Source organism: Serratia sp. GW822-FHT06D09, assembly GCF_058799515.1.
Window position 1 is genome coordinate 229929 of record NZ_JBXALO010000007.1, and the last position, 24502, is coordinate 254430.

Annotated in this window: 23 protein-coding genes; 10 read left to right on the forward strand and 13 right to left on the reverse strand. The window is 55.3% G+C overall.

The window, feature by feature from the left end; genetic code table 11:
- The first annotated feature begins 5 nt into the window (after positions 1-5).
- Complete coding sequence (gene yigL / locus AC1RKG_RS17955) at positions 6-806, forward strand: sugar/pyridoxal phosphate phosphatase YigL (protein WP_020824784.1); 801 nt, start codon at positions 6-8, stop codon at positions 804-806.
- Positions 807-841: 35 nt separating this feature from the next.
- Here the strand turns inward: yigL and glpQ are convergent, their stop codons facing one another.
- A complete protein-coding gene (gene glpQ / locus AC1RKG_RS17960; protein ID WP_020824785.1) occupies positions 842-1921 on the reverse strand; it encodes a glycerophosphodiester phosphodiesterase in 1080 nt (359 codons plus the stop codon).
- Between the two features lie 83 nt (positions 1922-2004).
- Positions 2005-3360 (reverse strand): glycerol-3-phosphate transporter, encoded by a 1356-nt coding sequence (gene glpT / locus AC1RKG_RS17965; RefSeq protein WP_020824786.1) that lies wholly within the window; start codon positions 3358-3360, stop codon positions 2005-2007.
- Positions 3361-3725: 365 nt separating this feature from the next.
- On the opposite strand from glpT, the gene glpA reads away from it, so the two are divergent.
- Genes glpA through glpC form a run of 3 tightly spaced genes read left to right on the forward strand, consistent with a single transcriptional unit; the run spans position 3726 to position 7826 of the window.
- The gene (gene glpA, locus AC1RKG_RS17970; RefSeq protein WP_020824787.1) at positions 3726-5369 is read left to right on the forward strand and encodes an anaerobic glycerol-3-phosphate dehydrogenase subunit A; all 1644 of its coding nucleotides are present in this window, start codon (positions 3726-3728) and stop codon (positions 5367-5369) included.
- A complete protein-coding gene (gene glpB, locus AC1RKG_RS17975; protein WP_493183557.1) occupies positions 5359-6630 on the forward strand; it encodes a glycerol-3-phosphate dehydrogenase subunit GlpB in 1272 nt (423 codons plus the stop codon). The genes glpA and glpB overlap by 11 nt, the downstream gene beginning before the upstream one ends.
- The gene (gene glpC / locus AC1RKG_RS17980; RefSeq protein ID WP_493183544.1) at positions 6627-7826 is read left to right on the forward strand and encodes an anaerobic glycerol-3-phosphate dehydrogenase subunit GlpC; all 1200 of its coding nucleotides are present in this window, start codon (positions 6627-6629) and stop codon (positions 7824-7826) included. The genes glpB and glpC overlap by 4 nt, the downstream gene beginning before the upstream one ends.
- A gap of 46 nt (positions 7827-7872) precedes the next feature.
- Here glpC and AC1RKG_RS17985 read toward each other — a convergent pair whose 3' ends face one another.
- The 3 genes from AC1RKG_RS17985 to AC1RKG_RS17995 form a co-directional block, all read right to left on the reverse strand.
- Complete coding sequence (locus tag AC1RKG_RS17985) at positions 7873-8436, reverse strand: DcrB family lipoprotein (RefSeq protein ID WP_048762234.1); 564 nt, start codon at positions 8434-8436, stop codon at positions 7873-7875.
- A gap of 80 nt (positions 8437-8516) precedes the next feature.
- Positions 8517-8951, reverse strand: coding sequence for a GNAT family N-acetyltransferase (locus AC1RKG_RS17990; RefSeq protein WP_122076526.1), 435 nt, complete (start codon positions 8949-8951; stop codon positions 8517-8519).
- Positions 8952-8991: 40 nt separating this feature from the next.
- Positions 8992-9657, reverse strand: coding sequence for a 7-cyano-7-deazaguanine/7-aminomethyl-7-deazaguanine transporter (locus AC1RKG_RS17995; protein WP_020824792.1), 666 nt, complete (start codon positions 9655-9657; stop codon positions 8992-8994).
- 220 nt (positions 9658-9877) lie between these two features.
- Between AC1RKG_RS17995 and tusA the strand changes: the two genes are divergently transcribed.
- Positions 9878-10129, forward strand: coding sequence for a sulfurtransferase TusA (gene tusA, locus AC1RKG_RS18000; protein ID WP_020824793.1), 252 nt, complete (start codon positions 9878-9880; stop codon positions 10127-10129).
- 13 nt (positions 10130-10142) lie between these two features.
- Here the strand turns inward: tusA and AC1RKG_RS18005 are convergent, their stop codons facing one another.
- The 4 genes from AC1RKG_RS18005 to AC1RKG_RS18020 form a co-directional block, all read right to left on the reverse strand.
- Positions 10143-11264 carry a DUF4056 domain-containing protein gene (locus tag AC1RKG_RS18005; protein WP_493183545.1) on the reverse strand — a complete coding sequence of 374 codons (1122 nt, stop codon included), beginning with the start codon at positions 11262-11264 and terminating at the stop codon, positions 10143-10145.
- Complete coding sequence (locus AC1RKG_RS18010) at positions 11264-12400, reverse strand: BamA/TamA family outer membrane protein (RefSeq protein WP_493183546.1); 1137 nt, start codon at positions 12398-12400, stop codon at positions 11264-11266. Before AC1RKG_RS18010 ends, AC1RKG_RS18005 begins: the two co-directional genes overlap by 1 nt.
- Positions 12400-13464 (reverse strand): hypothetical protein, encoded by a 1065-nt coding sequence (locus tag AC1RKG_RS18015; protein WP_493183547.1) that lies wholly within the window; start codon positions 13462-13464, stop codon positions 12400-12402. Before AC1RKG_RS18015 ends, AC1RKG_RS18010 begins: the two co-directional genes overlap by 1 nt.
- A gap of 174 nt (positions 13465-13638) precedes the next feature.
- Positions 13639-15954 (reverse strand): zinc/cadmium/mercury/lead-transporting ATPase, encoded by a 2316-nt coding sequence (locus AC1RKG_RS18020; protein WP_262034159.1) that lies wholly within the window; start codon positions 15952-15954, stop codon positions 13639-13641.
- A 662-nt stretch (positions 15955-16616) separates the two neighbouring features.
- On the opposite strand from AC1RKG_RS18020, the gene AC1RKG_RS18025 reads away from it, so the two are divergent.
- On the forward strand, positions 16617-18080 hold the full coding sequence (locus tag AC1RKG_RS18025) for a serralysin family metalloprotease (RefSeq protein ID WP_020824798.1): 1464 nt from the start codon (positions 16617-16619) through the stop codon (positions 18078-18080).
- Between the two features lie 55 nt (positions 18081-18135).
- Complete coding sequence (locus AC1RKG_RS18030) at positions 18136-18513, forward strand: AprI/Inh family metalloprotease inhibitor (protein ID WP_020824799.1); 378 nt, start codon at positions 18136-18138, stop codon at positions 18511-18513.
- Between the two features lie 39 nt (positions 18514-18552).
- Here AC1RKG_RS18030 and AC1RKG_RS18035 read toward each other — a convergent pair whose 3' ends face one another.
- A complete protein-coding gene (locus AC1RKG_RS18035; protein WP_493183548.1) occupies positions 18553-19179 on the reverse strand; it encodes a lysoplasmalogenase in 627 nt (208 codons plus the stop codon).
- Positions 19180-19578: 399 nt separating this feature from the next.
- Between AC1RKG_RS18035 and AC1RKG_RS18040 the strand changes: the two genes are divergently transcribed.
- Positions 19579-20136, forward strand: a complete 558-nt coding sequence (locus tag AC1RKG_RS18040) for a tyrosine-type DNA invertase (protein WP_369982314.1) — start codon at positions 19579-19581, stop codon at positions 20134-20136.
- A 94-nt stretch (positions 20137-20230) separates the two neighbouring features.
- Here the strand turns inward: AC1RKG_RS18040 and AC1RKG_RS18045 are convergent, their stop codons facing one another.
- From AC1RKG_RS18045 to AC1RKG_RS18055, 3 genes are all read right to left on the reverse strand, one after another.
- Positions 20231-20986, reverse strand: coding sequence for a hypothetical protein (locus tag AC1RKG_RS18045; RefSeq protein WP_493183549.1), 756 nt, complete (start codon positions 20984-20986; stop codon positions 20231-20233).
- A gap of 292 nt (positions 20987-21278) precedes the next feature.
- Entirely contained in the window at positions 21279-21659 is a 381-nt protein-coding gene (locus tag AC1RKG_RS18050; RefSeq protein WP_122076538.1) for a CaiF/GrlA family transcriptional regulator, read from the reverse strand.
- 638 nt (positions 21660-22297) lie between these two features.
- A complete protein-coding gene (locus tag AC1RKG_RS18055) occupies positions 22298-22855 on the reverse strand; it encodes a tyrosine-type DNA invertase (protein WP_122076541.1) in 558 nt (185 codons plus the stop codon).
- Positions 22856-23001: 146 nt separating this feature from the next.
- Here AC1RKG_RS18055 and AC1RKG_RS18060 point away from each other — a divergent pair, with 146 nt between their 5' ends.
- Together AC1RKG_RS18060 and AC1RKG_RS18065 are read left to right on the forward strand one after the other, a co-directional pair.
- Positions 23002-23307 carry a hypothetical protein gene (locus tag AC1RKG_RS18060; protein ID WP_122076544.1) on the forward strand — a complete coding sequence of 102 codons (306 nt, stop codon included), beginning with the start codon at positions 23002-23004 and terminating at the stop codon, positions 23305-23307.
- A 22-nt stretch (positions 23308-23329) separates the two neighbouring features.
- Positions 23330-24016 carry a hypothetical protein gene (locus AC1RKG_RS18065; protein ID WP_122076547.1) on the forward strand — a complete coding sequence of 229 codons (687 nt, stop codon included), beginning with the start codon at positions 23330-23332 and terminating at the stop codon, positions 24014-24016.
- The last annotated feature ends 486 nt before the right edge of the window (positions 24017-24502 follow it).

Below are 24502 nucleotides of genomic sequence, written 5' to 3' on the forward strand. Positions count from 1 at the left end.
CCGCTATGTATCACGTCGTCGCTTCCGATTTAGATGGCACGCTGCTGTCACCTGACCACACCTTGTCCCCGTACGCCAAAGAGACCTTGAAGCTGCTGACCCAGCGTGGGGTACATTTCGTCTTCGCTACCGGGCGTCACCATATCGACGTTGCGCAGATCCGCGATAACCTCGACATCAGCGCCTTTATGATCACGTCCAACGGCGCTCGCGTGCACAACACCGACGGTGAGCTGATTTTCAGCCATAACCTGGCCGAAGACATTGCCCGCGACCTTTACGGCATGCTGCATAACGATGCCGATATCACCACCAACGTCTACCGCAACGACGACTGGTACATCAACCGCGAAAGCCCTGAACAGAAAGAGTTTTTCCAGGAATCCATTTTCCAGTATCAGTTGTTCGAACCGGGCCTGTTGGAAACCGACGGCGTGTGCAAGGTGTACTTCACCTGCGACGATCACGAAAAGCTGCTGCCGCTGGAAGATGCCATCAATGCACGCTGGGGCGATCGGGTTAACGTCAGCTTCTCGTTCCCAACCTGTCTGGAAGTGATGGCGGGTGGCGTGTCAAAAGGGCATGCGCTGGAAGAAGTGGCCAAGATCATCGGTTATACGTTGAAAGAGTGCATCGCCTTCGGCGACGGCATGAACGATCTGGAAATGCTGTCGATGGCCGGTAAAGGCTGCATCATGCGCGACGCGCATCAGCGTTTGAAAGATAAACTGCCTGAGCTGGAAGTCATTGGCTCAAACGTCGACGACGCGGTGCCACATTACCTGCGGAAAATGTTCCTGGGTTGATATGAACAGGGCGCCTTGCGGCGCCCTGATTGGTATTACTTGTGCTGGCCCTGCTTTTGCAGGAATTGCACGCCCTTGTCAGGGAAGTCGGTGAACACGCCGTCCACGCCCGCCTGGTTGTAAATCACGTCATACAGCTGATTCACGTCGGTCACGTAGTCTGGCAGCGCATCGGCGCGGATGGTGAATGGGTGCACCGCCAACTTGTTGGCATGCGCTTCTTTCACCATGTCGGTCAGCACCACCTTGCCCGGCTTGGATTTTTCCGCCACCACCAACATGTGGTAGTCCGGTCCGATGCCGTCGGCATACTGGGCGATTTGCTTCATCGCGCCCGGTTTGAACATCCAGTCATAGTCGTATTCCACCCATTTGCCGTCGGCTTTCTGCTCGTAGGTTTCCTGCCACTTGTTATAGGCGATCAATTGGATCAGCTTCAGATCCATGCCCATTTTCGGTTCCAGCTCGGTTTTAATCCGCTTCAGCTCGTTGGCATCGAAGCATTGCAGATAAACGTTATCGCCCTTGCCGGTGTAGCCGTACTGTTTCAGAACCGCCAGCACCTTGCTGGAAATGTCTTTCCCTTCCTGCTTATGGAACCACGGCGCTTTGATTTCCGGGTAAATACCGATGTTTTTGCCGGTTGAATGATTCAAACCCTGCACAAATTCGATCTCTTCCTGGAAGGTATGGACGCGGAAGTCGGATTTACCCATCGGGAAACGACCCGGGTAACCCTGTACCTTCTTGCCATTTTCGATCTCAAAACCTTCGGTGAACTTCAGCGACTTGATTTCAGGCAGCGTAAAGTCGATGGCGTAATAACGGCCGTCTTTGCGCGCGCGGTCCGGGAAACGCTCTGCTACGTCGGTGACGCGATCGAGGTAGTGGTCATGCAACACCACCAGCTCGTTGTCCTTGGTCATCACCAGATCTTGTTCGAGGAAATCCGCGCCCTGCGCGTAGGCCATGGCCTTCGCCGGCAGCGTGTGTTCCGGCAGATAACCGCTGGCGCCACGGTGGGCGATTACCACCTTGTCGGCGGCTTGTGCGGCGCTGACCATTGAGGTGGCCAGGATAATCCCTGCCAGCAGGGCTTTGACTTGAGTCCGCATATTGTTGTTCTCCATGTTGTAGGTGCAGGGGTATTAAAAAGGCCGCAAGGCGGCCTTTAAATAATGCGAAAGTTGTATGACGCTTAACCGCGTTTGTTGGCAGCGATTTCCGCGTGGTGTTTTTTCTCGCTCATCATGGTCAGCAACAGCAGCACTACCGCGCCGATGCTACCGCCAATCATCACCATAAAGCCGCCGTCCCAACCGAAGTAGTCAACGGTGTAGCCGACGATGGCGCTGGCTGCAACAGAGCCGCCCAGGTAACCGAACAGACCGGTGAAGCCTGCGGCGGTGCCGGCGGCTTTCTTCGGTGCCAGTTCCAGTGCGTGCAGGCCGATCAGCATGACCGGGCCGTAAATCAGGAAGCCGATGGTGATCATACAGGCCATATCGATGCCAGGATTACCGACCGGGTTCAGCCAGTAAACAACGGTGGCAATGGTCACCAGCGTCATGAAGAACACGCCGGTAGCGCCGCGGTTACCCTTGAACACCTTGTCCGACATCCAGCCGCACAGCAGGGTGCCCGGAATACCGGCATACTCGTACAGGAAGTAAGCCCAGGAAGACTTGTCCAGCGCGAAGTGTTTCACTTCTTTCAGGTAGGTCGGTGACCAGTCCAGAATGCCGTAACGCAGCAGATAAACGAACACGTTGGCTACGGCGATGTACCACAGCAGTTTGTTCGGCAGGATGTACTGCATGAAGATCTGCTTGGCCGTCAGCTCTTCTTCCGCTTTGTCGGTGTAGTCGTCCGGATAATCGTTTTTGTATTCTTCAATCGGCGGCAGGCCGCAGGATTGCGGGGTGTCGCGCATCAGGGCAAAGGCGATCAGGGCTACCAGAATGGCACCGAAGGCCGGCATGTACAGCGCCGCGTGCCAGTCGTTGAACCAGGCCATACCCAGCAAGAACAGCAGCGGTGGCAGGCCGCCACCCACGTTATGGGCGCAGTTCCAGACCGAAACGATACCGCCACGCTCTTTCTGCGACCACCAGTGCACCATGGTACGGCCACAAGGCGGCCAGCCCATGCCCTGGAACCAACCGCACAGGAACAGCAGCACGAACATGACCGCGATGCTCGATGTCGCCCATGGAACGAAGCCCATGAACAGCATGACCGCAGCAGCCAAAATCAGGCCTGCGGGCAGGAACACGCGAGGGTTGGAGCGGTCAGAAACCGACCCCATGATAAATTTGGAGAAACCGTAGGCGATGGAAATACCGGACAGCGCGAAACCGAGGTCACCGCGGCTGAAGCCCTGGTCAATCAGGTAAGGCATGGCCAGGGTGAAGTTCTTGCGCACCAGGTAGTAGGCGGCATAACCGAAGAAAATCCCCATAAATATTTGCCAGCGCAATTTACGGTACAGCGGGTCGACTTTGTCGACCGGCACACGTGAAATGTGTGCTGCCGGCTTAAAAATACTCAACATGAGCGCCTCCGATGGCTTTATCTAGTTATCACATCAATATGATCTTTTACGTTCATTTGATGATTGAGCGGATATCGAATGTGGTGTTTTTTTGTTCCATAACGAGCGTCATCCTAGTCAAAACCGCCTGGTGTCGCTGTGATGAATGGCGCAAATGTTACACTTTTATGAAACACCGGCGGATTTTGAGCGATTCGTTAACGTTATGAAATAGAAAAACGCCTAAAAATCGTGATTGTGATCACATTCGTGGTTTTTTGTGGACATTTTACTTTCGTTTTAAGTTCGTTATTGTTCCTTATCAAACAAAGACCCCAATGACTGTGGCCCAATAGGGCAATAACCACGGATCCAGAGGGAGCGTCATGAGCAGCCATTCAGCAGAAAACGAAACGGATGTGATCATCATTGGCGGCGGCGCGACCGGCGCGGGCATTGCTCGTGACTGCGCACGCCGCGGACTGCGTTGCATACTGCTGGAGCGTCATGATATCGCCACCGGCGCGACCGGGCGCAACCACGGTCTGCTGCACAGCGGTGCGCGTTATGCGGTAACCGACGGCGAATCGGCGCGCGAATGCATAGAAGAGAACCGTATCCTCAAACGCATTGCGCATCACTGTATCGAGCGAACCGACGGGCTGTTTATCACCCTGCCGCAGGATTCGCTGGCTTACCAACAGCAGTTTATTGTCTCCTGCCACAGCGCCGGTATCAACGCTGAAGCTATTGATCCGCAGTTGGCGTTGCGGCTGGAGCCGGCGGCTAATCCGGCGCTCATCGGTGCCGTGCGCGTGCCGGACGGCACTGTCGATCCTTTCCGTTTGACCGCCGCCAATATGCTCGATGCCCGTGAGCATGGCGCGCAGATCCTCACTTATCACCAGGTGGTCGGTTTATTACGCACGGGCGATCGCGTTACCGGAGTGCGGGTTTTCGACCATCAATCGTCGCGCCGTTATGATATTCACGCCGAAGTGGTGGTCAACGCCGCCGGTATCTGGGGTCAGCAGATTGCAGAATATGCCGATCTGCGAATTCGCATGTTCCCGGCCAAGGGCGCTCTGCTGATCCTGGGTCATCGCATCAACAACATGGTGATCAACCGCTGCCGCAAGCCGGCGGACGCCGACATTCTGGTGCCTGGCGACACCATCTCGCTGATTGGTACCACCTCCACCCACATTGACTATGACCAGATCGACAACATGCTGGTGACCCCGCAGGAAGTGGACATTTTAATCCGCGAGGGCGCGCTGCTGGCACCTGAATTGGCGCAAACCCGAATTCTGCGTGCTTATGCCGGCGTTCGGCCTTTGGTAGCCAGTGACGACGACCCTAGCGGTCGCAACGTCAGCCGTGGCATCGTGCTGCTCGATCATGCCAGCCGCGACGGCCTGGAAGGCTTTATCACCATCACCGGCGGCAAGCTGATGACCTACCGGCTGATGGCGCAGTGGGCGACCGATAAAGTGTGTGAAAAGCTTCGGGTAGACAGCCCCTGCACTACCGCACAGGAGGCGTTGCCGGGTTCTCGTCAGTCGGCGGAAGAAACGGTGCGTAGCGTGGTGTCTTTGCCTGCCAGTATTCGTGGCTCGGCGGTTTATCGCCACGGCGACCGTGCAAACCGCGTACCGGCGGGGGATCGGTTGGACAACAGCCTGGTGTGCGAATGCGAAGCGGTGACCGCCGGCGAGGTGCGTTATGCGGTTAACTCTCTCACTGTCAATAACCTGGTCGATTTGCGTCGCCGTACCCGCGTTGGCATGGGCACCTGCCAGGGGGAGCTTTGCGCCTGCCGTGCCGCGGGGCTGCTGACACGCTTTAACGTCACCACCCCGCAGCAGTCGATCGACCAGCTATCGCATTTCCTCAACGAGCGTTGGAAAGGCGTCCGGCCTATCGCGTGGGGCGATGCGCTGCGCGAAAGTGAATTTACCAGTTGGGTTTACCAGGGATTGTGCGGGCTCGATGCCCGGGGGGAACAGGAGGCCGATGATGCGATTTGACGTAGTGGTGATTGGCGGTGGCCTGGCGGGTATGACCTGCGCCATCCACCTGGCGGAACAGGACAAGCGCTGTGCGGTGGTCAGTTCTGGCCAGAGTGCACTCTATTTTTCATCCGGCTCGCTTGATCTGCTGGCGCAACTGCCCGACGGCACCCCGGTGACAGAGCCATTGGCGGCGCTGTCCGCACTGGCAACACAGGCACCCCGGCATCCCTATGCGTTGATCGGTGCCGAGCGGGTGGCGGCGCTGTCGGGTGAAGCCGCTTCACTATTGCAGCGCTGTGGGCTTGCTCTGCAGGGTGACAGCGAACGCAATCATCTGCGCATCACGCCGCTGGGCACGCGCCGGGCGACCTGGCTCAGCCCGCAGGCTATCCCCGTTACGCCGTTAGGCGGTGAACTGCCGTGGCGGCACATTGCGGTGATCGGCATTGAAGGCTTTTTGGATTTTCAGCCACAGTTGGCCGCCAGTTCCCTGACGCAGGCCCTGGGCGTTCGGGCTGAGGTGGCAGATATGCACTTGCCGGCGCTGGACCGGCTGCGCAATAACCCCAGTGAGTTCCGAGCGGTAAATATCGCCAGGGTACTGGATCTGCCGGAAAACCTGACGCCAATGGCGGACGAGCTTCGGCGGTTGGCTGCGGACGCCGAGGCGATATTCTTGCCGGCCTGTCTGGGGCTGGAGGATGACGCGCCATTGGCGGCGCTGCAGGCGGCGGTCGGCAAACCGATTCGCCTGCTGCCGACGCTGCCGCCTTCGGTACTGGGGATGCGGTTGCACCAGGCGCTGCGCTCGCGATTACAGCAATTGGGCGGCGTTTTTATGCCGGGGGACAGCGTGCTGCGGGCGGATATTGAAGCCGGGCGAGTCACCGGTGTTTATACCCGCAACCACACCGACATTCCGTTGGTGGCGCAGCAGGTGGTGCTGGCCAGCGGCAGTTTTTTCAGTAATGGGCTGGTGGCGGACTTCGACGGCATACGTGAACCGGTATTTGGACTGGATGTCGACAGTAAGGCGGAGCGTGCAGGCTGGAGTTGTCGCGAGCTGTTTGCTCCGCAACCCTATTTGCAGTTTGGGGTACGCACCGATAACCAACTGCGTGCCCTAAGGCAGGGAGAGCCTTTGAGTAACCTGTATGCCATAGGGGCGGTGACCGGCGGCTACGATCCGCTGCAGCAGGGCTGCGGTGCAGGTGTTTCGTTGGTGGGAGCATTGCATGTCGCGCAACAGATTGCGGCACAGGAGGAGCAACCATGAGCCTGCACAAAGACAACAGTTTTGAGAGCTGCATCAAGTGCACCGTCTGCACCACCTATTGCCCGGTGGCCAAGGTCAATCCGCTTTATCCCGGGCCTAAGCAGGCTGGGCCGGACGGCGAACGCCTACGGTTAAAAGATCCGGCGCTGTACGACGAAGCGCTGAAGTATTGCACCAACTGCAAACGCTGTGAGGTGGCCTGCCCATCCGACGTCAAAATTGGCGATATCATTCAGCGGGCGCGTGCCGACTTTGCCCAGAGCAAGCCGACGCTGCGCGATGCCATCCTCAGTCATACCGATATCATGGGCTCACTGTCGACGCCGTTTGCGCCGATCGTCAACGCTGCCACCGGGTTAAAGCCGGTGCGCGTTCTGCTGGACAAGGCGTTGAAAATTGATCACCGTCGCGAACTGCCCAAATACTCGTTCGGCACCTTCCGCCGCTGGTACCGCCAGCAAGCGCAGGCCCAACAGCGTTACGCCGAGCAGGTGGCTTTTTTCCACGGCTGCTTCGTCAATTACAACCACCCGCAGCTGGGTAAGGATCTGATCAAAGTCTTCAATGCGATGGATATCGGCGTGCAGCTGCTTAAGCGCGAAAAATGCTGCGGTGTGCCGCTGATTGCCAACGGCTTTATCGCCCAGGCCAAGAAACAGGCCAAGGTGAATGCCGAATCGCTGCATGAGGCGGTGTTGGAGCGCGGCATCCCTGTTGTGGCCACATCATCGAGCTGTACTTTTACGCTGCGTGACGAATACCCGCATTTGCTGGAGGTGGATACCTCGGCGGTGCGTGAACGGGTGGAGCTGGCGACGCGCTATCTGTACCGCCTGCTCAATCAGGGGCGCAGCCTGCCGCTAAAGCGCACGCCGTTGCGGGTGGCCTACCATACGCCGTGTCACATGGAGAAAATGGGCTGGACGGCCTATACGCTGGAATTATTGCGGCAGATACCGGGGCTGGAGCTGGTGGTATTGGATTCGCAGTGTTGCGGCATTGCCGGCACCTACGGATTTAAATCCGAGAACTATGCGACTTCGCAAGGGATTGGCGCATCGCTGTTTAGCCAGATTGAGGAGAGTGGGGTCGATTTGGTGGTGACGGACTGCGAAACCTGTAAATGGCAAATCGAGATGTCGACCAGCAAGCGCTGCGAACACCCGATTACCCTGTTGGCACAGGCCCTGGCGTAGGGCGCAGCAGTGTGAACTGCGCCCTATAGGCTGAGTCAGTAAAAGTTTACTTGTTCAGTTTCAGCGTTTTGATGATGCCTTCGGCTTCACTTTGCGCCTGCTGCTGGTTATCCGCTGGCAGCGTCACCTGAATGGTCAGCATGTTGTTATCCAGCGTGCCAATCAGGATGGAGGAGTAGGCCTTCTCGCCGCCGCTGGTAATGATGCTGTCCAACTGACGCAGCGGCACGCCGTTTACGTCGATGGCTTTGTTGGTGACCACCTGCAGGTTCGCATCACGCGCGCGCTGGGTATCTTCCAGACGCTTGCTCAGGGTTTCCAGACTGTCGGCGGTTTTGTCGCCGAGGATCACGATCACTGCGCGTTGGCCGGTACTGTCGGCGTAAACGTGCATGTTGTTCGCCTGATTACCCAGCTTGCCGCTTTGGTCCGCCATACCGACCGGCAGGGTGAACGCCAGCTTACCCTCCAGCAAGCTTACCTGTTGCCCGGCCGGTGCGCTGGCTGCGGCATCGCCCGCCGGCGCTTTGGTGTCTTTGGTTTCGCCGTCGCAGGCCGCGAGGCCAAGCACTAACAGGCTGATACCCATCAATTTTGCTACTTTACGCATTGGGCTTCCTTCTTCCTTTCAGGTAGGGTTTCACTGCCGTATCGCAACCTATTCCAGGGTGAAATGCAAGGCAGATGTTGTCACAAGGTTTTCTCAAGTAATAGCCGATAATCAGCCACTTCGCCTTTCTTTTCCAGTTGAACAATCTGATAGTGATTGTTGATAAGCATCATCAGCATCGCACGGAACTGATTACGGGTTTTCACCCTCAACTGATGATAACCCTGCGCCCGTGCCCAGTTTTCCTGCTCGGCCAATAGCGCCATTGCCACACCATGACGGCGATAAGCCGGCAATACGGCACCCAACCAGCTGTAAAACACCCTGTCTTGTTGCTGATAACCGAGCTTGAAACCGGCAGCCTGGCCGTCGACTTCGGCGATCAGTGCGGCCATCGGGAGTGAGCCGATGCGCTGTTGCAGATCGTTGAGGTTGTGCAGATTGCCGAATTCGGGGATTTGCTGATACAGACGATGAATTTCTTCGAGGGTGGCGTGGCGGGTGGTGACGGTCATGGCGGCCTCCGGATGGGTAGGCCGCCAATGATAACACGGGTCAGCTCGGTTGCAGGCTGCTGTCGCCCTGGCGAGCGGCAATGCGTTTGAGCAGCATATTCAGCAGCACGCCATACATTGGCAGGAAGAACAGCATGCAGATCAGCACTTTGAAGCTGTAATCGACCAGTGCAATCTCGACCCAGTTGTTGGCCATAAAGGCGTCGCTGCTCTTGTAGAATGCAATAAAGAAGAACGACAGCGTGTCGCTGATATTGCCGAGGAACATGGCCGCGGCAGGGGCCACCCACCAGGCGCTGCGCTGGCGTAACCGGTTGAAAACGTGTACGTCGAGGATCTGACCGAGCACGTAAGCCATAAAGCTGGCGACGGCGATACGTGCGACAAACAGGTTAAAGCTACCCAGTGCGGCAAACCCCTGCCATTCCCCCTGATAGGTGACGGTGGAGATGACGTACGAGATAAACAGGGCCGGCACCATCACCGAAAGAATGATGCGTCTCGCCAGCGGGGCGCCAAAAATACGCACCGTCAGGTCGGTTGCCAGAAAGATAAATGGGAAGGTAAACGCACCCCAGGTGGTATGGAAACCGAAAATGGACATCGGCAACTGCACCAGGTAGTTACTGGAGGTAATGATGACAATATGGAACAGCGATAGCCAGACCAACGCGGTAAGGCGCTGTCGAGCGGTAAACGAATACATGTTGTAGCCTTTTTAGCAGTGGGGTGAGGGAACCCAGAATGTCTTGTCTGTGCAGCGAAATAAGCTGCGCGGCCGCATGATACGCGTTTGCGCAACCAATGCAATGGTTAAATTTAACGCAAACGTTAACGCATCTTGCACAGAAAAACTACCGGCGTAAACTAGGCGCTAATGAGATGCGGCGAGCGTACGCCGATCGCTTTTGACCGAGAAAAATTGCATGACTGACTTGTTTGCCCAGGCCGACCAGACGCTTGATGCGCTGGGGCTGCGCTGTCCGGAACCGGTAATGATGGTGCGTAAAACCGTGCGCCATATGGATAACGGTGAAACCCTGCTGATTATTGCTGACGATCCGGCCACCACCCGCGATATTCCGGGTTTTTGCCGTTTTATGGAGCACACGCTGGTGGCGCAGGAAACTGAAAAAACGCCTTACCGCTATTTATTGCGTAAAGGTGTTGAGCGCTAATCGCCGATTTTGCCTAGCGTTTTTGCAGTATTTGCTGTGCGTCCGATGCGCGAGCGTGCATTGCCAGCCCCCTGAAATCCTGCGGGCGGTAATAGTGGGGCGGCACCGGCAGAGAATGCATCGCATCCGTCGGCCAGAGTTGCAGTTCACCCAGCTTTGCCAGCCAGAACCCCTGAACCTGCAGCGGTAACATCAGGCGTTGTGGGGCGGTGTTTTCGAACGGCGGCAGAGCCGGCAGGCGATTGCTGCCGGTCGTGTAATCCCGTTTTAAGACCAGAAACTTCTCCGGTACCCGGCGCTGGCTGTCCCACCAGTCGCCGTCAATCCCGTCAAACTGCCGCTGAGTTGCCCTGATGGAGACGGCGCCAAGCTGGTGCAGGGCCTGGGGGAGCAAATTCTCCATGGCCTGGTTGTAGGCCGTTAGGGAAACCGCCTGCCCCTGCAAGATAGCATCGATCGCCAGCCGTGATCCCAGCAGGTTGGAATACAAATCTTCCGGTGAAAAAGCCGAAACCTCCTCAGAAAACCCCGGTACCGACTGGTAGCCATACCACTGTGCCACTTCATGCCACGCCGCCATTTGAAAGGCGAGTTCTCCTGCCAAATACGCCGCGAGCGTATAGCGCTGCGCAGCATCCTGAGGTGGGGTAAAGGCGTTCAGCTGGATACGGCGTATTGCCAACTCGGGGCTAAGATCGATATTCCATTGCTGGCCCAATCGGGGTAGCAGTTGGCTGAACAGGAAAAGGGTATTGTCGGCGGTGTCGCGTACGTGAGCGATATCGATAAATCCCCCGCGGCGGGTGTACATCACCCCCAATTGCTCGCTGCCAAGTCCCATCAAGTTGCTAACGGCATTGAAAGCGCTGTCGTTATAGTGGTGACGGCCAAGCCGGTCGGCATCCACCAGGTTACCCAACTGATAAAAGGGGACTGGGATACCCCAAACTTGCGCTTTGAGGTTGTAGCCAAAGGCACAGCAGGGGCGCAAACCATCCGGCGGGGACAGCGGCGCAGCCACCGGCCAGGCGATACGGCTTTCGTTGATGGGTTGCGAGGTCACCAACGTTTCCACGGGTTTGGCAGATAGCGCGGAAGTAAACGACAACAAAATCAGCAGTACAACAGAGCGCATTAAAAAGCTTCCCCAACCTGAAAGTAAAATCCACTGCTGCCACGTCCGATGCCAAAATCGAGCCGCACGTTCATTTTCGGTTTGAATTCAAAACGGTAACCCGCTCCCAGCGTGGGTAACCAGGGCCCCTGGCCCAAATCGCCGGCCTTGCTACTTAGCGTTCCCGCACCGGCCCAAAGAACGTAACCGTGGCGCCAGTTCAGCTTGCGACGATACTCGATCTGGCTGCTGAACACATTTCTGTCGCGATAGCGGCCTTGATAATAGCCGCGCATGCGTTTGTCGTCACCCAGGCCGGACAGCCTGTCCCAGGGCACCTCGCCCGTCGTCAGGCGGCTGTAAGCGTCTAACGCCAGCACGCTTTTCGCACTCAAGCTGTGGTAGGCATTGTACTGGCCTTCTACAGTATTGAAACGGCTGTCGCCGCCCAATTCTGGCGCAAAATAGGTGTCGCTCAGGCGAAGATACTGGCCACGGCTGGCATTAGAAACGAAGTCGCGCGTATCGTAACTCAGCGAACCGCTGACTCCTGAACTTAGTGATGAAACGCCGGCTATTTGGGCCCTTAACAGGCTGCTGTTATCCTCATCAGTTTTGCTGGCGTGCGTCGAGGAAAAATCCCAGCCAACCCCCGCGTAGGTGGCATTGGCAATGCGATACAGCAGCTGTGGGGCTATCTGGAATGCCTGCTGCGTGTACTTTTCTTTGTTGCCGTTGTTATGCCCAGCCTGGTAACCGGTGCCCCAGAAATAGGTGGGCATATTATTCAGCGAGCCGTCGGCAAAAAAACGCCATTGGTCGTCAGCGAAAAAACTGTGGTTTTGGAAACCGACGCCGAAGGCACCGGTGGTGCTGAAAAAGCCCTTTAACGCCAGCGTCGAGTTTTGGCTGACTTTATCCTGGCTGTCCGGGCGATATATCCCCACGACGGCGGTACCGATGCCAAGACCGAGTTCTGGCGTATAGAACGGGCCGGGCAAGACTCCCCAATCGATGGCTTTGCTGCTGTCGAATTGGTTGTTAGACCCCAAAGGGGCCAACATTTTATCTATTTGCTGGCGTGACAACAAAGTGGCGTGAGCTCCGGGTAGCAGAACCAACAATACCAGCGGCAAACTGCGGATCGATATTGCCATCAGAAGCGATATTCACCGGAGACCATAAAGCTGTTACGTTCGCTAAAGCCAAATTCGGTCAACAGGTTAAAGTGTCTGGTGATCTCGTATTGCGTGCCAATCAGTACGTTCCACGGCGATTGCAGGTGCTGTTTCACGTCAAAACGGCCTTCACCTTGCTGATTGGCCATCATCATCAGGCTCTGAAGTTCGGTTGGCATTTTTAAATCACTCAGGCTGCCTTTGAACCTCTGCTGGACGTCCTGATACATGGTGCCGACCCACAGGTTGAGATGGGTTTGGCCACTGATACCGGGCAGCAGGAAGCGGTAACCTACCCGAGGCGACACCGTCAGTGCGGAAATCTGGCCATCAAGGATATCGAAATTGGTGCGGGTGTAGTTGGTATCGACCGAGGTGAACCAGTTCTCATATCCCCCAACCAGCGTGAAACCGGCGCCGTAAGTAGTACCTTTAAAATCGAGCTTAAAATCCAGATCGCGCAGTTGCCCGCTTTTGTTCATGCCGTGTACGATTCTGGCGATGACTTTATCCATCCCTTTTTGTTGACTGGGATCGGCGTCTACGGAGACCTGGGACAGCGAGCTGCCTTTGGTATGGCCGATGATGCCGTAAACATTGAGGAATGGCAGTACCCAGGTGTCCAGACGCATGGTTTCCGTTTTGCTTTTCTCGCGAGTTTTGCCCACGTCGATGTTGAACAAATTGGATGGCAAGGGAGTTTTGCCCAGGCTGAGGCCGGAAAATTGGATACTGTCGACATCGATATTTTGCCGCATGTTCATGTAGTTGATGCCGATCCCGAAGGGTTCCGGCAGATCATAACCACGGGCGCGTGCTTCATCCCCCCAAATCGGCAACAGGCGATGCTCAGGCTGGGGTTTTGCCTTGGGCGCATCGTTATGCTGGGCTGCGGGTAAGGCGTTAGGGGTGGTGAAAAGGGGGCGATCGGCGCTATCAATGAGTTGCTCTGTGGCGGCAGAATCAGGCTGCTGCGCCAGAGCCAGTGTAGGGATAAAAGGGACGACGATCAGGTTCAGGATTTTAAAATATAGCGGTTTCATTCATTCGGCCATGACTCTGATAAGTTAGGTAGGCTTATCGGGTTTCAGGAATAGGTGGCGGAAGAATATAGAAAGGCATGCTGGTTTTATGGTTATTACGTGCGACTTGCCGGTGTTATTTTTCAGCTAAGTGAATCAGGATGCCATTGCTGGCATCCTGATATGTGGTTCTTATTACTGACGTTTCTTCAGCAAGCGTAGGGCGTTGGCGGTGACCAGCGCGGTAGCGCCAGAGTCCGCCAGCACTGCCAGCCACAGCCCGGTCAGGCCCATCAGGGTGGTGATCAGGAATATCCCTTTCAGCCCCAACGCAATGGTGATGTTCTGGCGGATATTGGCGTGTGTAGCGCGCGAGATGCGGATCATCTCCGCCACGCCCAGCAGCCGATTGTGCGTCAGCGCCGCGTCGGCGGTTTCCAGCGCCACGTCGGTGCCACTGCCCATGGCAATACCGATGCTGGAGGCTTTCATTGCCGGCGCATCGTTGATGCCGTCGCCGATCATCGCCGTTGGCCGCAGCTCGCTCAGCTCTGTTACCGCCCTCACTTTATCTTCCGGCAGCAAACCGGCACGGTAGTCCAGCCCCAGCTCGGCGGCAATCGCTGCGGCCGCTCGAGGGTTGTCGCCGGTTAACATTACGCCGTTGATCCCCAACGCATTCAGTTCGGCAATCGCCTGCTTGGCATCGCTGCGCAGCGTATCGCGCAGGGCCAGCAGGCCGATCGGCACGCCATCTTCCAGTACCACTACTGCCGTTTTACCGGCATTTTCCAACCGTTCCACCTGGTTAGCACCTTGCTGATTGAGCAAGCCTGCAGCCAGTTTGGCCGGTGTACTGATCAGCACGGTTTTACCGTCGACAATGCCTTCCACACCGACGCCGGCCAACGCACGACGGTTCTGTGCCGGCGGCAAAGGAGCACCATATTGTTCGGCGCGATTGATAATGGCCTGCGCCAACGGGTGATGGGAGCCGGCTTCTACCGCCGCGGCAAGGATCAACAGTGACTGTTCGCTGATGCCGTTGAGCGGCAGCACATCCGTCACCGTCGGTTTGCCTTCCGTCAGGGTACCGGTTTTATCGAAGGCGATGGTTTGCACCTGGCCGAGCTGTTCCAGCGCCGCGCCACCTTTAATCAACGCGCCGCGACGGGTTGCCGCCGCCAGTCCGGAGGTAATGGCTGCCGGAGTGGAAATCACCAGTGCACAAGGACAGCCGATCAGCAACAGGGTCAGGCCGCGATAAATCCAGACATCCCAGGGTTGAGCATACATCAACGGTGGCACCAGAATTACCGCGATGGCCAGCAGCATAATGGCCGGGGTGTAGTAACGGCTGAAACGGTCAAGGAAACGCTCGATCGGCGCACGGCGTTCTTCGGCTTCCTCAATCAGCTGCAGTATACGGTCGATGGCGTTTTTACCCGGCTCGGAAATCACCTTCATCTGCGCGGCCTGATCGACCGACAAACTGCCCGCCGCCACTTTCTGACCTTGCTGACGTTCGACCGGGACCGACTCGCCGGTCAGGGCGCTTTCGTCGAAGCTGGCGAACGGGTTGAGCAGTTCGGCATCGGCCGGAAGGCGACCGCCAGGGGCAATTTCAATCACATCGCCGGGACGCAAGCTGGAGACCGGCACGCGTCTACGCTCGGTACCCTGCAGCAGCAGGGCATCTTCAGGAACCAGCTCCATCAACGCTTTCACGCCACGACGGGCGCGGTTGGCGGCGTAGGATTCGAGCATTTCGCCGACCATAAACAGCAACAGCACCATGGCCGCTTCGGCGGTAGCGCCGATAAACAGCGCGCCGATGGCTGCCACGCTCATCAGCGTTTCGATGGCAAACGGCGTGCCGGAGCGGATCAGACGTATCGCCTTGGTGGCGACCGGTGCCAACCCCACCAGCGTGGTGGCGATAAAGGCGATGCGGCTCAGCTCTGGATTGACCATGCTGAGTGCCCAACTGACGATCATCAGCGCGGTGAGCAGCAGCAACGGGCCGAATTCCCCCAGGCGTGAAGGTTTAGGCGGCTCGGCTTGGTTTGCCTGGGTGCCGAGCAGGGTAAACCCGGCTTGTTGCACTGCGTCCTGGATGCGCAGGCTAAGGTTCGACTGGCCGTCTACCACCAGCTTTTCGGTGGCGAATAACACCCGTGCATTTACGACACCCGGGATGGCAGTAACGGCATTTTCAATCTTTTTAGCGCAGCTGGGGCAGTCCATACCCGTGACTTTCCAACTGTAGCGCTCGCTACCGGAGAGAGGGGCGGCAGCGAGCCTGTCACTTTCCTCGTCCGGATCGCCATGATCGTCAGCGCTGCAACAGCTGGCGCCATGATCGTGAGCATGAGTGTGTTCGCCAGGGTTGACAGCGTTTTGTTTTTCACTGCTGCAACCGTGCTGGGTTTTGCTGTGGCTGTGATTGCACCCGCAGCCACCTTCGGCATGGTTATGTTCCTGATGATTGTGATTTTCATGGTTATGCATAACGTCCCCCCTCAGGGCAGTTAATGAGCTTCTTGAAACCAACTCTACACCCTGGAGTCCACTCCAGAGTCAAGCGACGGATGAGAATTATTGCTAATGGCGCACCGGAGGGAGAATTGGGGTATTTCTTTTTTCCCATGTCGTTTATCAGGGGGCGACGAGCGCGAAAGACCCGAGGTGATTAGTCAAAAAAAGAAAATGTTATTCCTGCGAGAACTAAAAAGTACCGGCGGCTAATAATAAAGAGTTATTAATCTATAACGCTTTAGCAAAATTTAACTTTTAGCCGTCTAAATCCCAGCACGATTCGCTTGGCTCTGCAGGCCGCATTTTTGTTGGAGTTTGTTACCAACTCATGGCATTTAAGTTTCATTAATATTGTAAAGAACGTAAAAAACCAGCATAAATCGCCTTCGAAACGATAATAAATGGCTGATTATTTTATGTGCAGTTTTATACCGCTGCCTATAATTGGAATCGATTACCATTTATGGTGGTAATCTTATTTGCTGATATATATGCATTAATTCTCTCTAACACACTGCCGGCAACGGCGCATAAACTCCTTCCCGTAAGCGTACGGTTCGTTCTCCGTGGCTTCCTGGCAGGTTATGTCTATCTGTCTGATTGAAAACAATCAGCTAATGAGTGGAATCGAACCAATGCAATCTACTAAAAAGGCAATTGAAATTACTGAATCCAGCCTTGCGGCTGCGAGCTCCGCTTACAATGCAGTAGATGATTTGCTGCATTATCATGAGCGAGGCAACGGGATTCAGGTTAATGGCAAGGACTCATTTTCTACCGAACAAGCCGGGCTGTTTATTACCCGCGAGAACCAAACCTGGAACGGTTATAAAGTTTTTGGCCAACCGGTTAAATTAACGTTCTCTTTCCCGGATTATAAATTCTCTTCCACCAACGTCGCCGGCGATACCGGACTGAGCAAATTCAGCGCGGAACAGCAGCAGCAGGCTAAGTTGTCGCTGCAGTCCTGGTCTGACGTGGCCAATATCACCTTTACCGAAGTTGGTGCCGGCCAGAAGGCCAATATCACCTTCGGTAACTACAGCCAGGATCGTCCCGGCCATTATGACTACGATACCCAGGCTTACGCCTTCCTGCCGAACACCATTTATCAGGGCCAAAACCTGGGCGGGCAGACTTGGTACAACGTCAACCAGTCCAACGTGAAACATCCGGCCAGCGAAGACTACGGCCGCCAGACCTTTACCCACGAAATTGGCCATGCGTTGGGCTTGAGCCATCCGGGCGATTACAACGCCGGTGAAGGCAACCCGACCTACAGAGACGCCAGCTACGCCGAAGATACTCGTGAGTTCAGCCTGATGAGTTACTGGAGCGAAACCAACACCGGTGGCGACAACGGCGGGCACTACGCTGCGGCGCCACTGCTGGATGACATTTCCGCTATTCAGCATCTGTATGGTGCCAACCAGACCACCCGTACCGGCGATACCGTGTATGGCTTCAACTCAAATACCGGCCGTGACTTCCTCAGTACCACCAGCAATTCGCAAAAAGTGATTTTTGCGGCCTGGGATGCGGGCGGCAATGACACCTTCGATTTCTCCGGTTACACCGCTAACCAGCGTATTAATCTGAACGAGAAATCTTTCTCCGACGTGGGTGGGCTGAAAGGCAACGTGTCCATTGCCGCAGGTGTGACCATCGAGAACGCGATTGGCGGTTCAGGCAATGACGTGATCGTCGGCAATGCGGCCAACAACGTGCTGAAAGGTGGCGCGGGCAACGACGTGCTATTCGGCGGTGGTGGGGCTGATGAGCTGTGGGGCGGTGCGGGCAAAGACACCTTTGTCTTCTCTGCGGTCAGCGATTCTGCGCCGGGTGCCTCCGACTGGATCAAGGATTTCCAGAAAGGCATCGATAAAATCGACCTGTCATTCTTCAATCAGGGCGCGCAGGGTGGCGATCAGATCCACTTCGTCGATCATTTCAGTGGCGCAGCGGGCGAAGCCTTACTGTCTTACAATGCGTCGAATAACGTCAGCGATCTGGCCCTGAATATCGGCGGCCATCAGGCCCCGGACTTCCTGGTGAAGATCGTCGGCCAGGTTGACGTCGCCACTGACTTTATCGTTTAACAGTGCAGGTGCTAACGCCCGGCGCCGGTTGGCCGGGCGTTATACAGGAGACGATATGAAGGGCAGCTTAGCGCACGCCGCCTTAGTGGCAGGCGGTATGATGGTAACGGGAGCAGTTATGGCCAGCAGTTTGGTTCTTCCCAGCGCGCAATCATTGGCGGGGCAATGGCAGGTCGCCAATGCCGAACAACAATGTCAGATTGAGTTTTTGGCCGGTGAACAGAGTGAAATCAACGGCTACTCATTGGTTGATCGGCAGCACTGTTTGGAAAAGGTGTTAACCGCCGAGGTGGTCGGTTGGCGCCCGGCACCGGACGGCATAGCTTTGCTGCGGGCGGATGGCAGTACGCTGGCGTTCTTCTCGCGCGATGGCGATATTTACCGCAACCAGCTTGGCGCGGATGACGGACTGACGCTGAAAGCGCTGGTATAACAACAGCGGGTTCGGCAGTCGAACCCGCCCTGAGCAGCCTTACAGATACAGCGAACGTACGATCAGGAAATGGCCGGAGAAATAGCAGAAGGCCACCAGCGCATCCGCAGCGCGGAAGGTCCAGCGATAGCGGTTAACCAGCCACACCACGTTGGCCAGCAGCAGCAGTGAAGTGCCCGCCAGCAGCGAGAAACCAAAATCGGTGCTGCGCATAAAGTACTGCTCACCCGCCAGCCATACCATCAGCAGCGTCATCGCTACATAAGTGGCGATCGGCCAACGCATTTCTTCCAGTCGCGTCCAAATTGTTGCCAGTAACAGCACGCCGATAATCAGCAGCGCCAACGGCAGCGGCCAAAACAGGCTGAAGGTCATCTGACTGGCGAAGCTCAGGGTATACAGCAAGTGCGACAGGAAAAAGGCACCGATGGCGTAAAGCACGCGTTCGCGCGGCAGCAGCAGCAGGGTGTCGGCGATTAAGGTTGCCAGCAGGCCGAGGACGATCAGATAGCCGGCAGGGCCCAGTATCGGGGCTTGCCAGGCGAGCAATAACAACAGCAGCAGGGTGATGGGCTTAAACACCCAGCGCTGCCAGCGAGGCCCACGGTAGGAGGCATCGACGAACAGCCAACCGGAAAAGAATACGGCAAGGAACGGCCAACTCATTATGTCTTCCTTATTCATTATGGGAACCGTAGCTTCCGGCTCCAAATTGTCACCAGCGTCACTTCTGTTTGCAGTGTAGGCAGCGCCTCTGCGATCGACAATGCTTTCTTGCTGATGAACTGTAACTTATTTGCAGAGTAAGAAAGGGAGCCGTGGTTTTTCTCGGGAAAATTTACTGACAATGGCTGCTCGACCGCCGTGAATCATTTTCTAAGAACAATAACTGCCCGATGCGAATGCTAATTAATTAGTAATTAATGCTGCGCGTGACAATAATAGCTAAGGATTAATCTTAGAGTCTCATTACTATTTAGCACGTTTGGTAACTGTATTTGCATTTTTGGCTGTTTTTTAAACCCGCCATCGGTCCTGCTTGATACATGATGTTTCTGGGGAGTTATGCAATTGGAAATAAGAAAATATCTGAATGAATCAGAAATAAAAAAAATGATAAAAAATATAAAGGGAGGACTAAACTCGGTCAGGGACAGCTGTATGATCACCATGTGCTTTGTTCACGGTTTGCGGGCCAGCGAGTTAAGCCGTATGACGCTGGACAATATAGAACTCGCCGAGCGGCGGGTTTTTATTTCGCGACTGAAAAATGGTCTGTCGGTTCAGCACCCATTACAACCGGATGAGACCCTGATGCTTAAACGCTGGCTGGATGACCGTAAAGACAGCCCGCATGCCGGCCAGCCCTGGTTGTTTTTGTCGCGCAAGGGCGGCCGGCTATCGCGCCAGCAAATCTACCGACTGATCCGCGATTACGGTAAAGCGGCCTGTCTCGAATTACCTGCCCATCCCCACATGTTGCGTCACGCCTGCGGTTATAGCCTGGCAAATAAAGGTATGGATACCCGGTTGATACAAGACTATCTCGGCCACCGGAATATTCAGCATACGGTACTCTATACCGCCAGCAATGCCCAACGATTCAAAAGAATTGAATTTTAACTTTCGGCCAGGGCTTAATTCGCGCGAAATGGTCACAGCGTGATAATTAAGCGATGGCTTTTTTCCTATTGGCCATTGATTTAATGTTTAAGGCCTATTCAGAGTGGACGAGGCAGTTTTTTTGGGGCCCGGCATGGTAGTGCTCGGCGGCGGCAAACAGTGCCACCTCATGGGGCACATTAAGCCGGCGCATAAGATTGTGTTTTTGGCCACTCACCGTTTTGACGCTTTTCCCCAGCAACTGCGCGGTCGCCGTGACGCTGCCGTTGCGCAGCAGGGCGGCCAACACTTGCTGTTCCGCTGCCGGTAAGGCAATCTGCGCGGTTGCATGCTGTGGGCCGTAAAGCAGCGCCCCCAGCGCATAGAGTTCGCCGTTATGTTGCAAACCGGCTTTGTCCATGGCCCGTTTTTTATGGCTGGAAATGGTGCGGATATCTCGGTTCATGCGGGCAGCCAGCTGCCAGGGGTGCATGCCGCCAAGCAATGTCAGCAACACCCGACTCTCTGTTAGCGTCAAAAGTGGCAGGCTCTGTGGCTGTTTGGTGGCCAGACCGGGAGAGATGTTCAGCACGCCTAACAGACGGTGCCAGGCGGGGGTGGAAAACGGTGCTTGCAGACTCAGTTTCAGGTCATGCCGGCAAGACTTCAGCACCACCAGTTGCCACAGCAGCGGTAGCCAGTTGACACCACCGGTATGGGGCAGGGGCTCTAGCCGCACGGCGCTTTCGGCGGCGGGCTGCAGTTTGAGAACAATGCTGGGCAGACTGTCCGCCGTGGCAATATTACGAAGCAGGTCCAGCTCCTTGGGAGCGGGGAAATAGCCGGTACGATTGTTAACGGTCAAACGCATATCATCTCTCCTGCAATCAAATGAAAAAATTGTGCCGGGGTTAAAAAAACCAGTAGAGCAGCAGCGCAAAAAGACACCAGAGCAGTGCACTGAGGGTAAGCATCAGGTTCCAGACAAGCCGCTCCAGGTGATACAAGGTTCTTTTGGTCAAGACAGGGTCATTCCCCCTTGGTTTGAAAAAGTCGGGGCCGGTTAGACGCAACGCTGTTCATGTCATTACGGCTTGGCCCCGGTGGGAAAAAGTTGTCTATAGGCAACCTCTCCAATGAGGGGGAGCGAAAAGGGCCGGTTATTACAGATGCAGTTCGCTCCACGGCCGCTGAAGCAGTTGTGCCCAGACGCTTTGCCTGTCTTCATTGCGAACCCTGGTACTCTTTGTTCGTAATGGCACAGGTTGGCTTACCGTGCGGATCCAGACCCGCAGTTCCTGGCGGTGCGATCGCGGATGGGTATAAACGTGTTGATCGCAGGTGATGCAAGGGCTGTGTACGATATAGCGCAGAATGTAACCCGCTTTACGGCGCGGTACGTTAAAGGCCTGCATGATGCGTTGGCGATTCAGATAGTGGTTTTGCAGCAACCCCCAGGTGGCCACAATGCGACATAACGGCTGTTCGGCCAGGTGCGCTACCGTATCCGGCAGGGTGATATTCTCGTCATGCTGAAGCTTCATAAAACCCCCTGTCTCCTTGTACAATCAATAGTTGTTGGTGTGGCTTTGCCATGGATAAATTGTCTTGTGCCCGGTGCTTTCGATTAATGCTGAAACCCGTGTTGGGTGACTTGAAAAAAACAAGAGTGAATCTGTCGCCACTATTGCGTATTTTCTTCACGAGCATGTATCCACCAGTATTTCTACCTTTGCTGTTTTAAAGGGGACCGGTGCAAAGATGCAGAATTTCATTTTGGTATATCAATTAAAGTTGTTTTTTTATTTTCTCCTTTTATTTCAGTGTGATGTATTTGTTTTTTATCGTGCTGAAAATGCGACATTTTGGACCAAATTGTGACATTCAGATAATTAATCTGTTTTTAGGTATCCCCGCGGGCTAATGTTTTAGTTTTCGTGGAGTGCTGACGGATTTGTCAGTGTATGTATCTGAAAACAAAATGACGTTGCTTCGCTGTTTAATTGCGTTAATTTATTTAACAAAGGTTCGCTTCGGTGAGCCTTTTTTATTTTGTTTAGTGGGTTGTTGATATTGAAGGAAATAAAATTGTTGCGTGAAAGTGGGGGGTATTCTTATTGACTTGAAATCGTACAAAACTAAGATATGTAACACTTTGGTCCAAAATGACCTATTTTTCACCTCACTTTTTTTGCCATAATCCAATAAAGCGATTGGGATTACTGGCGGTATATATCACCGTATGTCGAATATTCCGGTGACCCAGATAATCCTGAATCAAACGGGTGTCGACGCCCGAATCCGCCAGCGCATAGCCACAGGCATGTCGCAGCATATGTGGGTGCGATGCCACCGTAATATTGGCGGCCTCGCCGTAGCGTTTAATCAAGTAATGCACGTGTTTACGCGTCAGTTGGCCGCCTTTTTGCGACAGGAATAACCACTCGCTGTCAGCATCGCGCCACTTGTTACGCAAATTCAGCCAGCACAACAAGTGCGGCAGTTCATCTGGCGCCAGGGGATGCACGGTCGAAAAACCGTTCTTCAGGCGGCGGATATAAATCACGTTATCGCGCAGATCGATATCAGATATTTTTAACTGACAGGCTTCGCTGGCGCGCAGCCCGTGGATAAAACACATCTGTATTAAACAACGGTCACGCTCCGGATGTTTTCCAATGTGCGTGGCAAGCAGGATGTCATTTATTTCACCGAGAGTGAGGTGTTTTCGAGTTTTCATTATTTTGGCTCCATATAGCCTCTCCGGCCCGATGCCGTATGAGGATCTTACTGGAGAGAAAATAGCCTGTTTCCATTTTTTTACGCATCTATTTTCTTTGCAAATAAATGGCGGCAGGTGATCTGACAGGAGGAGTAAAAACCACCATGCAGCAGGAAATAACCGCGATGGCCGCACCCACGATACTCACCCGCAAGGCCGCCCGTGCCGTTGCCATCAAAGCCGCCAGTTTGGAGCGGCGCATCATGCAACTTCGCGGTATAGCTTACGGCGTAGAAGACTGGTTGTGCGCTTTGCGCAAGGCCGCCGAGTTGTGGCGTTGCGTCAGTGAGACCCCTTGGTTGGCTGAAAATGAACGGCGCTATGCCCAGTTACGCCAGCGGCATTGTTCGCACCCGGCCACCCAATTGCTGGTACGTCAACGCTATCAGGCCGATAGCCAGCAACCCTGAATCCACTGCAGAGGACTAACTTATGTCTGCAACCTCCCTTCCACCGCGTTTGCGCGTGGTCGTGATGATGGCACCGGGGTTGATGCGCGAAGGCACCCTGCGGGTACTCGAACTGGCCCGCCAGGCAATCGCATCGTTAACCGTGGTCGACGATCTTTTGACTCTGCGACAGACGTTGTCGCAAGGCGGAGCGGATGTCATCCTCACCGGCCTCTCCGGGCATCGCGACAGGCTACGCGACTTTTTCCTGTTCTATTCCCACTATCTGCGCTTCAACATCGATACAACCTGGCTGCTGTACAGCGAACCCCTTACGCCGTTGCTAACCACCCTCAGCCCGTTGGCTCCCCATGAAGGGCCGCTGTGCCTGCCGCATGATCTGCAGCCACATCTGCTGCATGATTTGCTGCAGAAACGCCAGGCAATGAGCCACCTTGCCTTTATGAACAGCGACTCGTTTCCCCGGATGCCGGCAAATATTGTGCTCAGCTGGCCCGAGCTGCAGGTTCTCAGTCATTTTGTCTGTGGTGCACTGGAACATCTCACTACGCCGACGGGCGGATTCACGACGAAGACCCTGAGCGCCCATAAGCGCAGCGCGATGCGCAAACTGGGTGTGTGCTGCGATCAACAACTCCATGCGTTGCTGCATGGATCTCGGCTATGCCCAGCCAGGAGGAGCCCGGATGTGGTCGTCAGCCAGGGATAAACGTATCCGTCGCTACACCTGGCTGGCGATGTTGCTGGTTTGTGGCATTTTTTGGTGGGGGGTCATTTGGTGCGCGTTGAAATTTGCCGGTCTTTAATGGCCGGTGGGCGATGGCCTGGCCGACTGTTGAAACAATTTATCAACGGGTGCTTACCCCCTCAGGGCTATACGCTCGCCGTTGGGATGGCGGCGGCGTTGTTGGGAGGCGTATTGTTTTCCTCTCCGGCTGAGGCGAGCACGTGGGTGGGCCGCTCGCCGACTTCTTTTATTGGCAACTGCCGGAAGAACGCATTGCCGCAGATAGTGGCGCAGTGTCGCCATGATGCGAGCGCGCTCGATACATCGCCCGCGCGTCACTCCGGACGTTATCTCCACGCGCTGAATGACCGGTTTGCTCAATGGGGGATCGGCCCAGCCACAGATGCCAGTGCTTCGTTGAACCGCCGCCAGCGTTGCGAGCTGTATCACTTCTGTAGTCTGTTGCAT

Coding starts and splice junctions, on each gene's coding strand:
- yigL (WP_020824784.1), top strand. CDS start 6: ATGTATCACGTCGTCGCTTCCGATTTAGATGGCACGCTGCTGTCACCT.
- glpQ (WP_020824785.1), bottom strand. CDS start 1,921: ATGCGGACTCAAGTCAAAGCCCTGCTGGCAGGGATTATCCTGGCCACC.
- glpT (WP_020824786.1), bottom strand. CDS start 3,360: ATGTTGAGTATTTTTAAGCCGGCAGCACACATTTCACGTGTGCCGGTC.
- glpA (WP_020824787.1), top strand. CDS start 3,726: ATGAGCAGCCATTCAGCAGAAAACGAAACGGATGTGATCATCATTGGC.
- glpB (WP_493183557.1), top strand. CDS start 5,359: ATGCGATTTGACGTAGTGGTGATTGGCGGTGGCCTGGCGGGTATGACC.
- glpC (WP_493183544.1), top strand. CDS start 6,627: ATGAGCCTGCACAAAGACAACAGTTTTGAGAGCTGCATCAAGTGCACC.
- AC1RKG_RS17985 (WP_048762234.1), bottom strand. CDS start 8,436: ATGCGTAAAGTAGCAAAATTGATGGGTATCAGCCTGTTAGTGCTTGGC.
- AC1RKG_RS17990 (WP_122076526.1), bottom strand. CDS start 8,951: ATGACCGTCACCACCCGCCACGCCACCCTCGAAGAAATTCATCGTCTG.
- AC1RKG_RS17995 (WP_020824792.1), bottom strand. CDS start 9,657: ATGTATTCGTTTACCGCTCGACAGCGCCTTACCGCGTTGGTCTGGCTA.
- tusA (WP_020824793.1), top strand. CDS start 9,878: ATGACTGACTTGTTTGCCCAGGCCGACCAGACGCTTGATGCGCTGGGG.
- AC1RKG_RS18005 (WP_493183545.1), bottom strand. CDS start 11,264: ATGCGCTCTGTTGTACTGCTGATTTTGTTGTCGTTTACTTCCGCGCTA.
- AC1RKG_RS18010 (WP_493183546.1), bottom strand. CDS start 12,400: ATGGCAATATCGATCCGCAGTTTGCCGCTGGTATTGTTGGTTCTGCTA.
- AC1RKG_RS18015 (WP_493183547.1), bottom strand. CDS start 13,464: ATGAAACCGCTATATTTTAAAATCCTGAACCTGATCGTCGTCCCTTTT.
- AC1RKG_RS18020 (WP_262034159.1), bottom strand. CDS start 15,954: ATGCATAACCATGAAAATCACAATCATCAGGAACATAACCATGCCGAA.
- AC1RKG_RS18025 (WP_020824798.1), top strand. CDS start 16,617: ATGCAATCTACTAAAAAGGCAATTGAAATTACTGAATCCAGCCTTGCG.
- AC1RKG_RS18030 (WP_020824799.1), top strand. CDS start 18,136: ATGAAGGGCAGCTTAGCGCACGCCGCCTTAGTGGCAGGCGGTATGATG.
- AC1RKG_RS18035 (WP_493183548.1), bottom strand. CDS start 19,179: ATGAGTTGGCCGTTCCTTGCCGTATTCTTTTCCGGTTGGCTGTTCGTC.
- AC1RKG_RS18040 (WP_369982314.1), top strand. CDS start 19,579: ATGCAATTGGAAATAAGAAAATATCTGAATGAATCAGAAATAAAAAAA.
- AC1RKG_RS18045 (WP_493183549.1), bottom strand. CDS start 20,986: ATGCGTTTGACCGTTAACAATCGTACCGGCTATTTCCCCGCTCCCAAG.
- AC1RKG_RS18050 (WP_122076538.1), bottom strand. CDS start 21,659: ATGAAGCTTCAGCATGACGAGAATATCACCCTGCCGGATACGGTAGCG.
- AC1RKG_RS18055 (WP_122076541.1), bottom strand. CDS start 22,855: ATGAAAACTCGAAAACACCTCACTCTCGGTGAAATAAATGACATCCTG.
- AC1RKG_RS18060 (WP_122076544.1), top strand. CDS start 23,002: ATGCAGCAGGAAATAACCGCGATGGCCGCACCCACGATACTCACCCGC.
- AC1RKG_RS18065 (WP_122076547.1), top strand. CDS start 23,330: ATGTCTGCAACCTCCCTTCCACCGCGTTTGCGCGTGGTCGTGATGATG.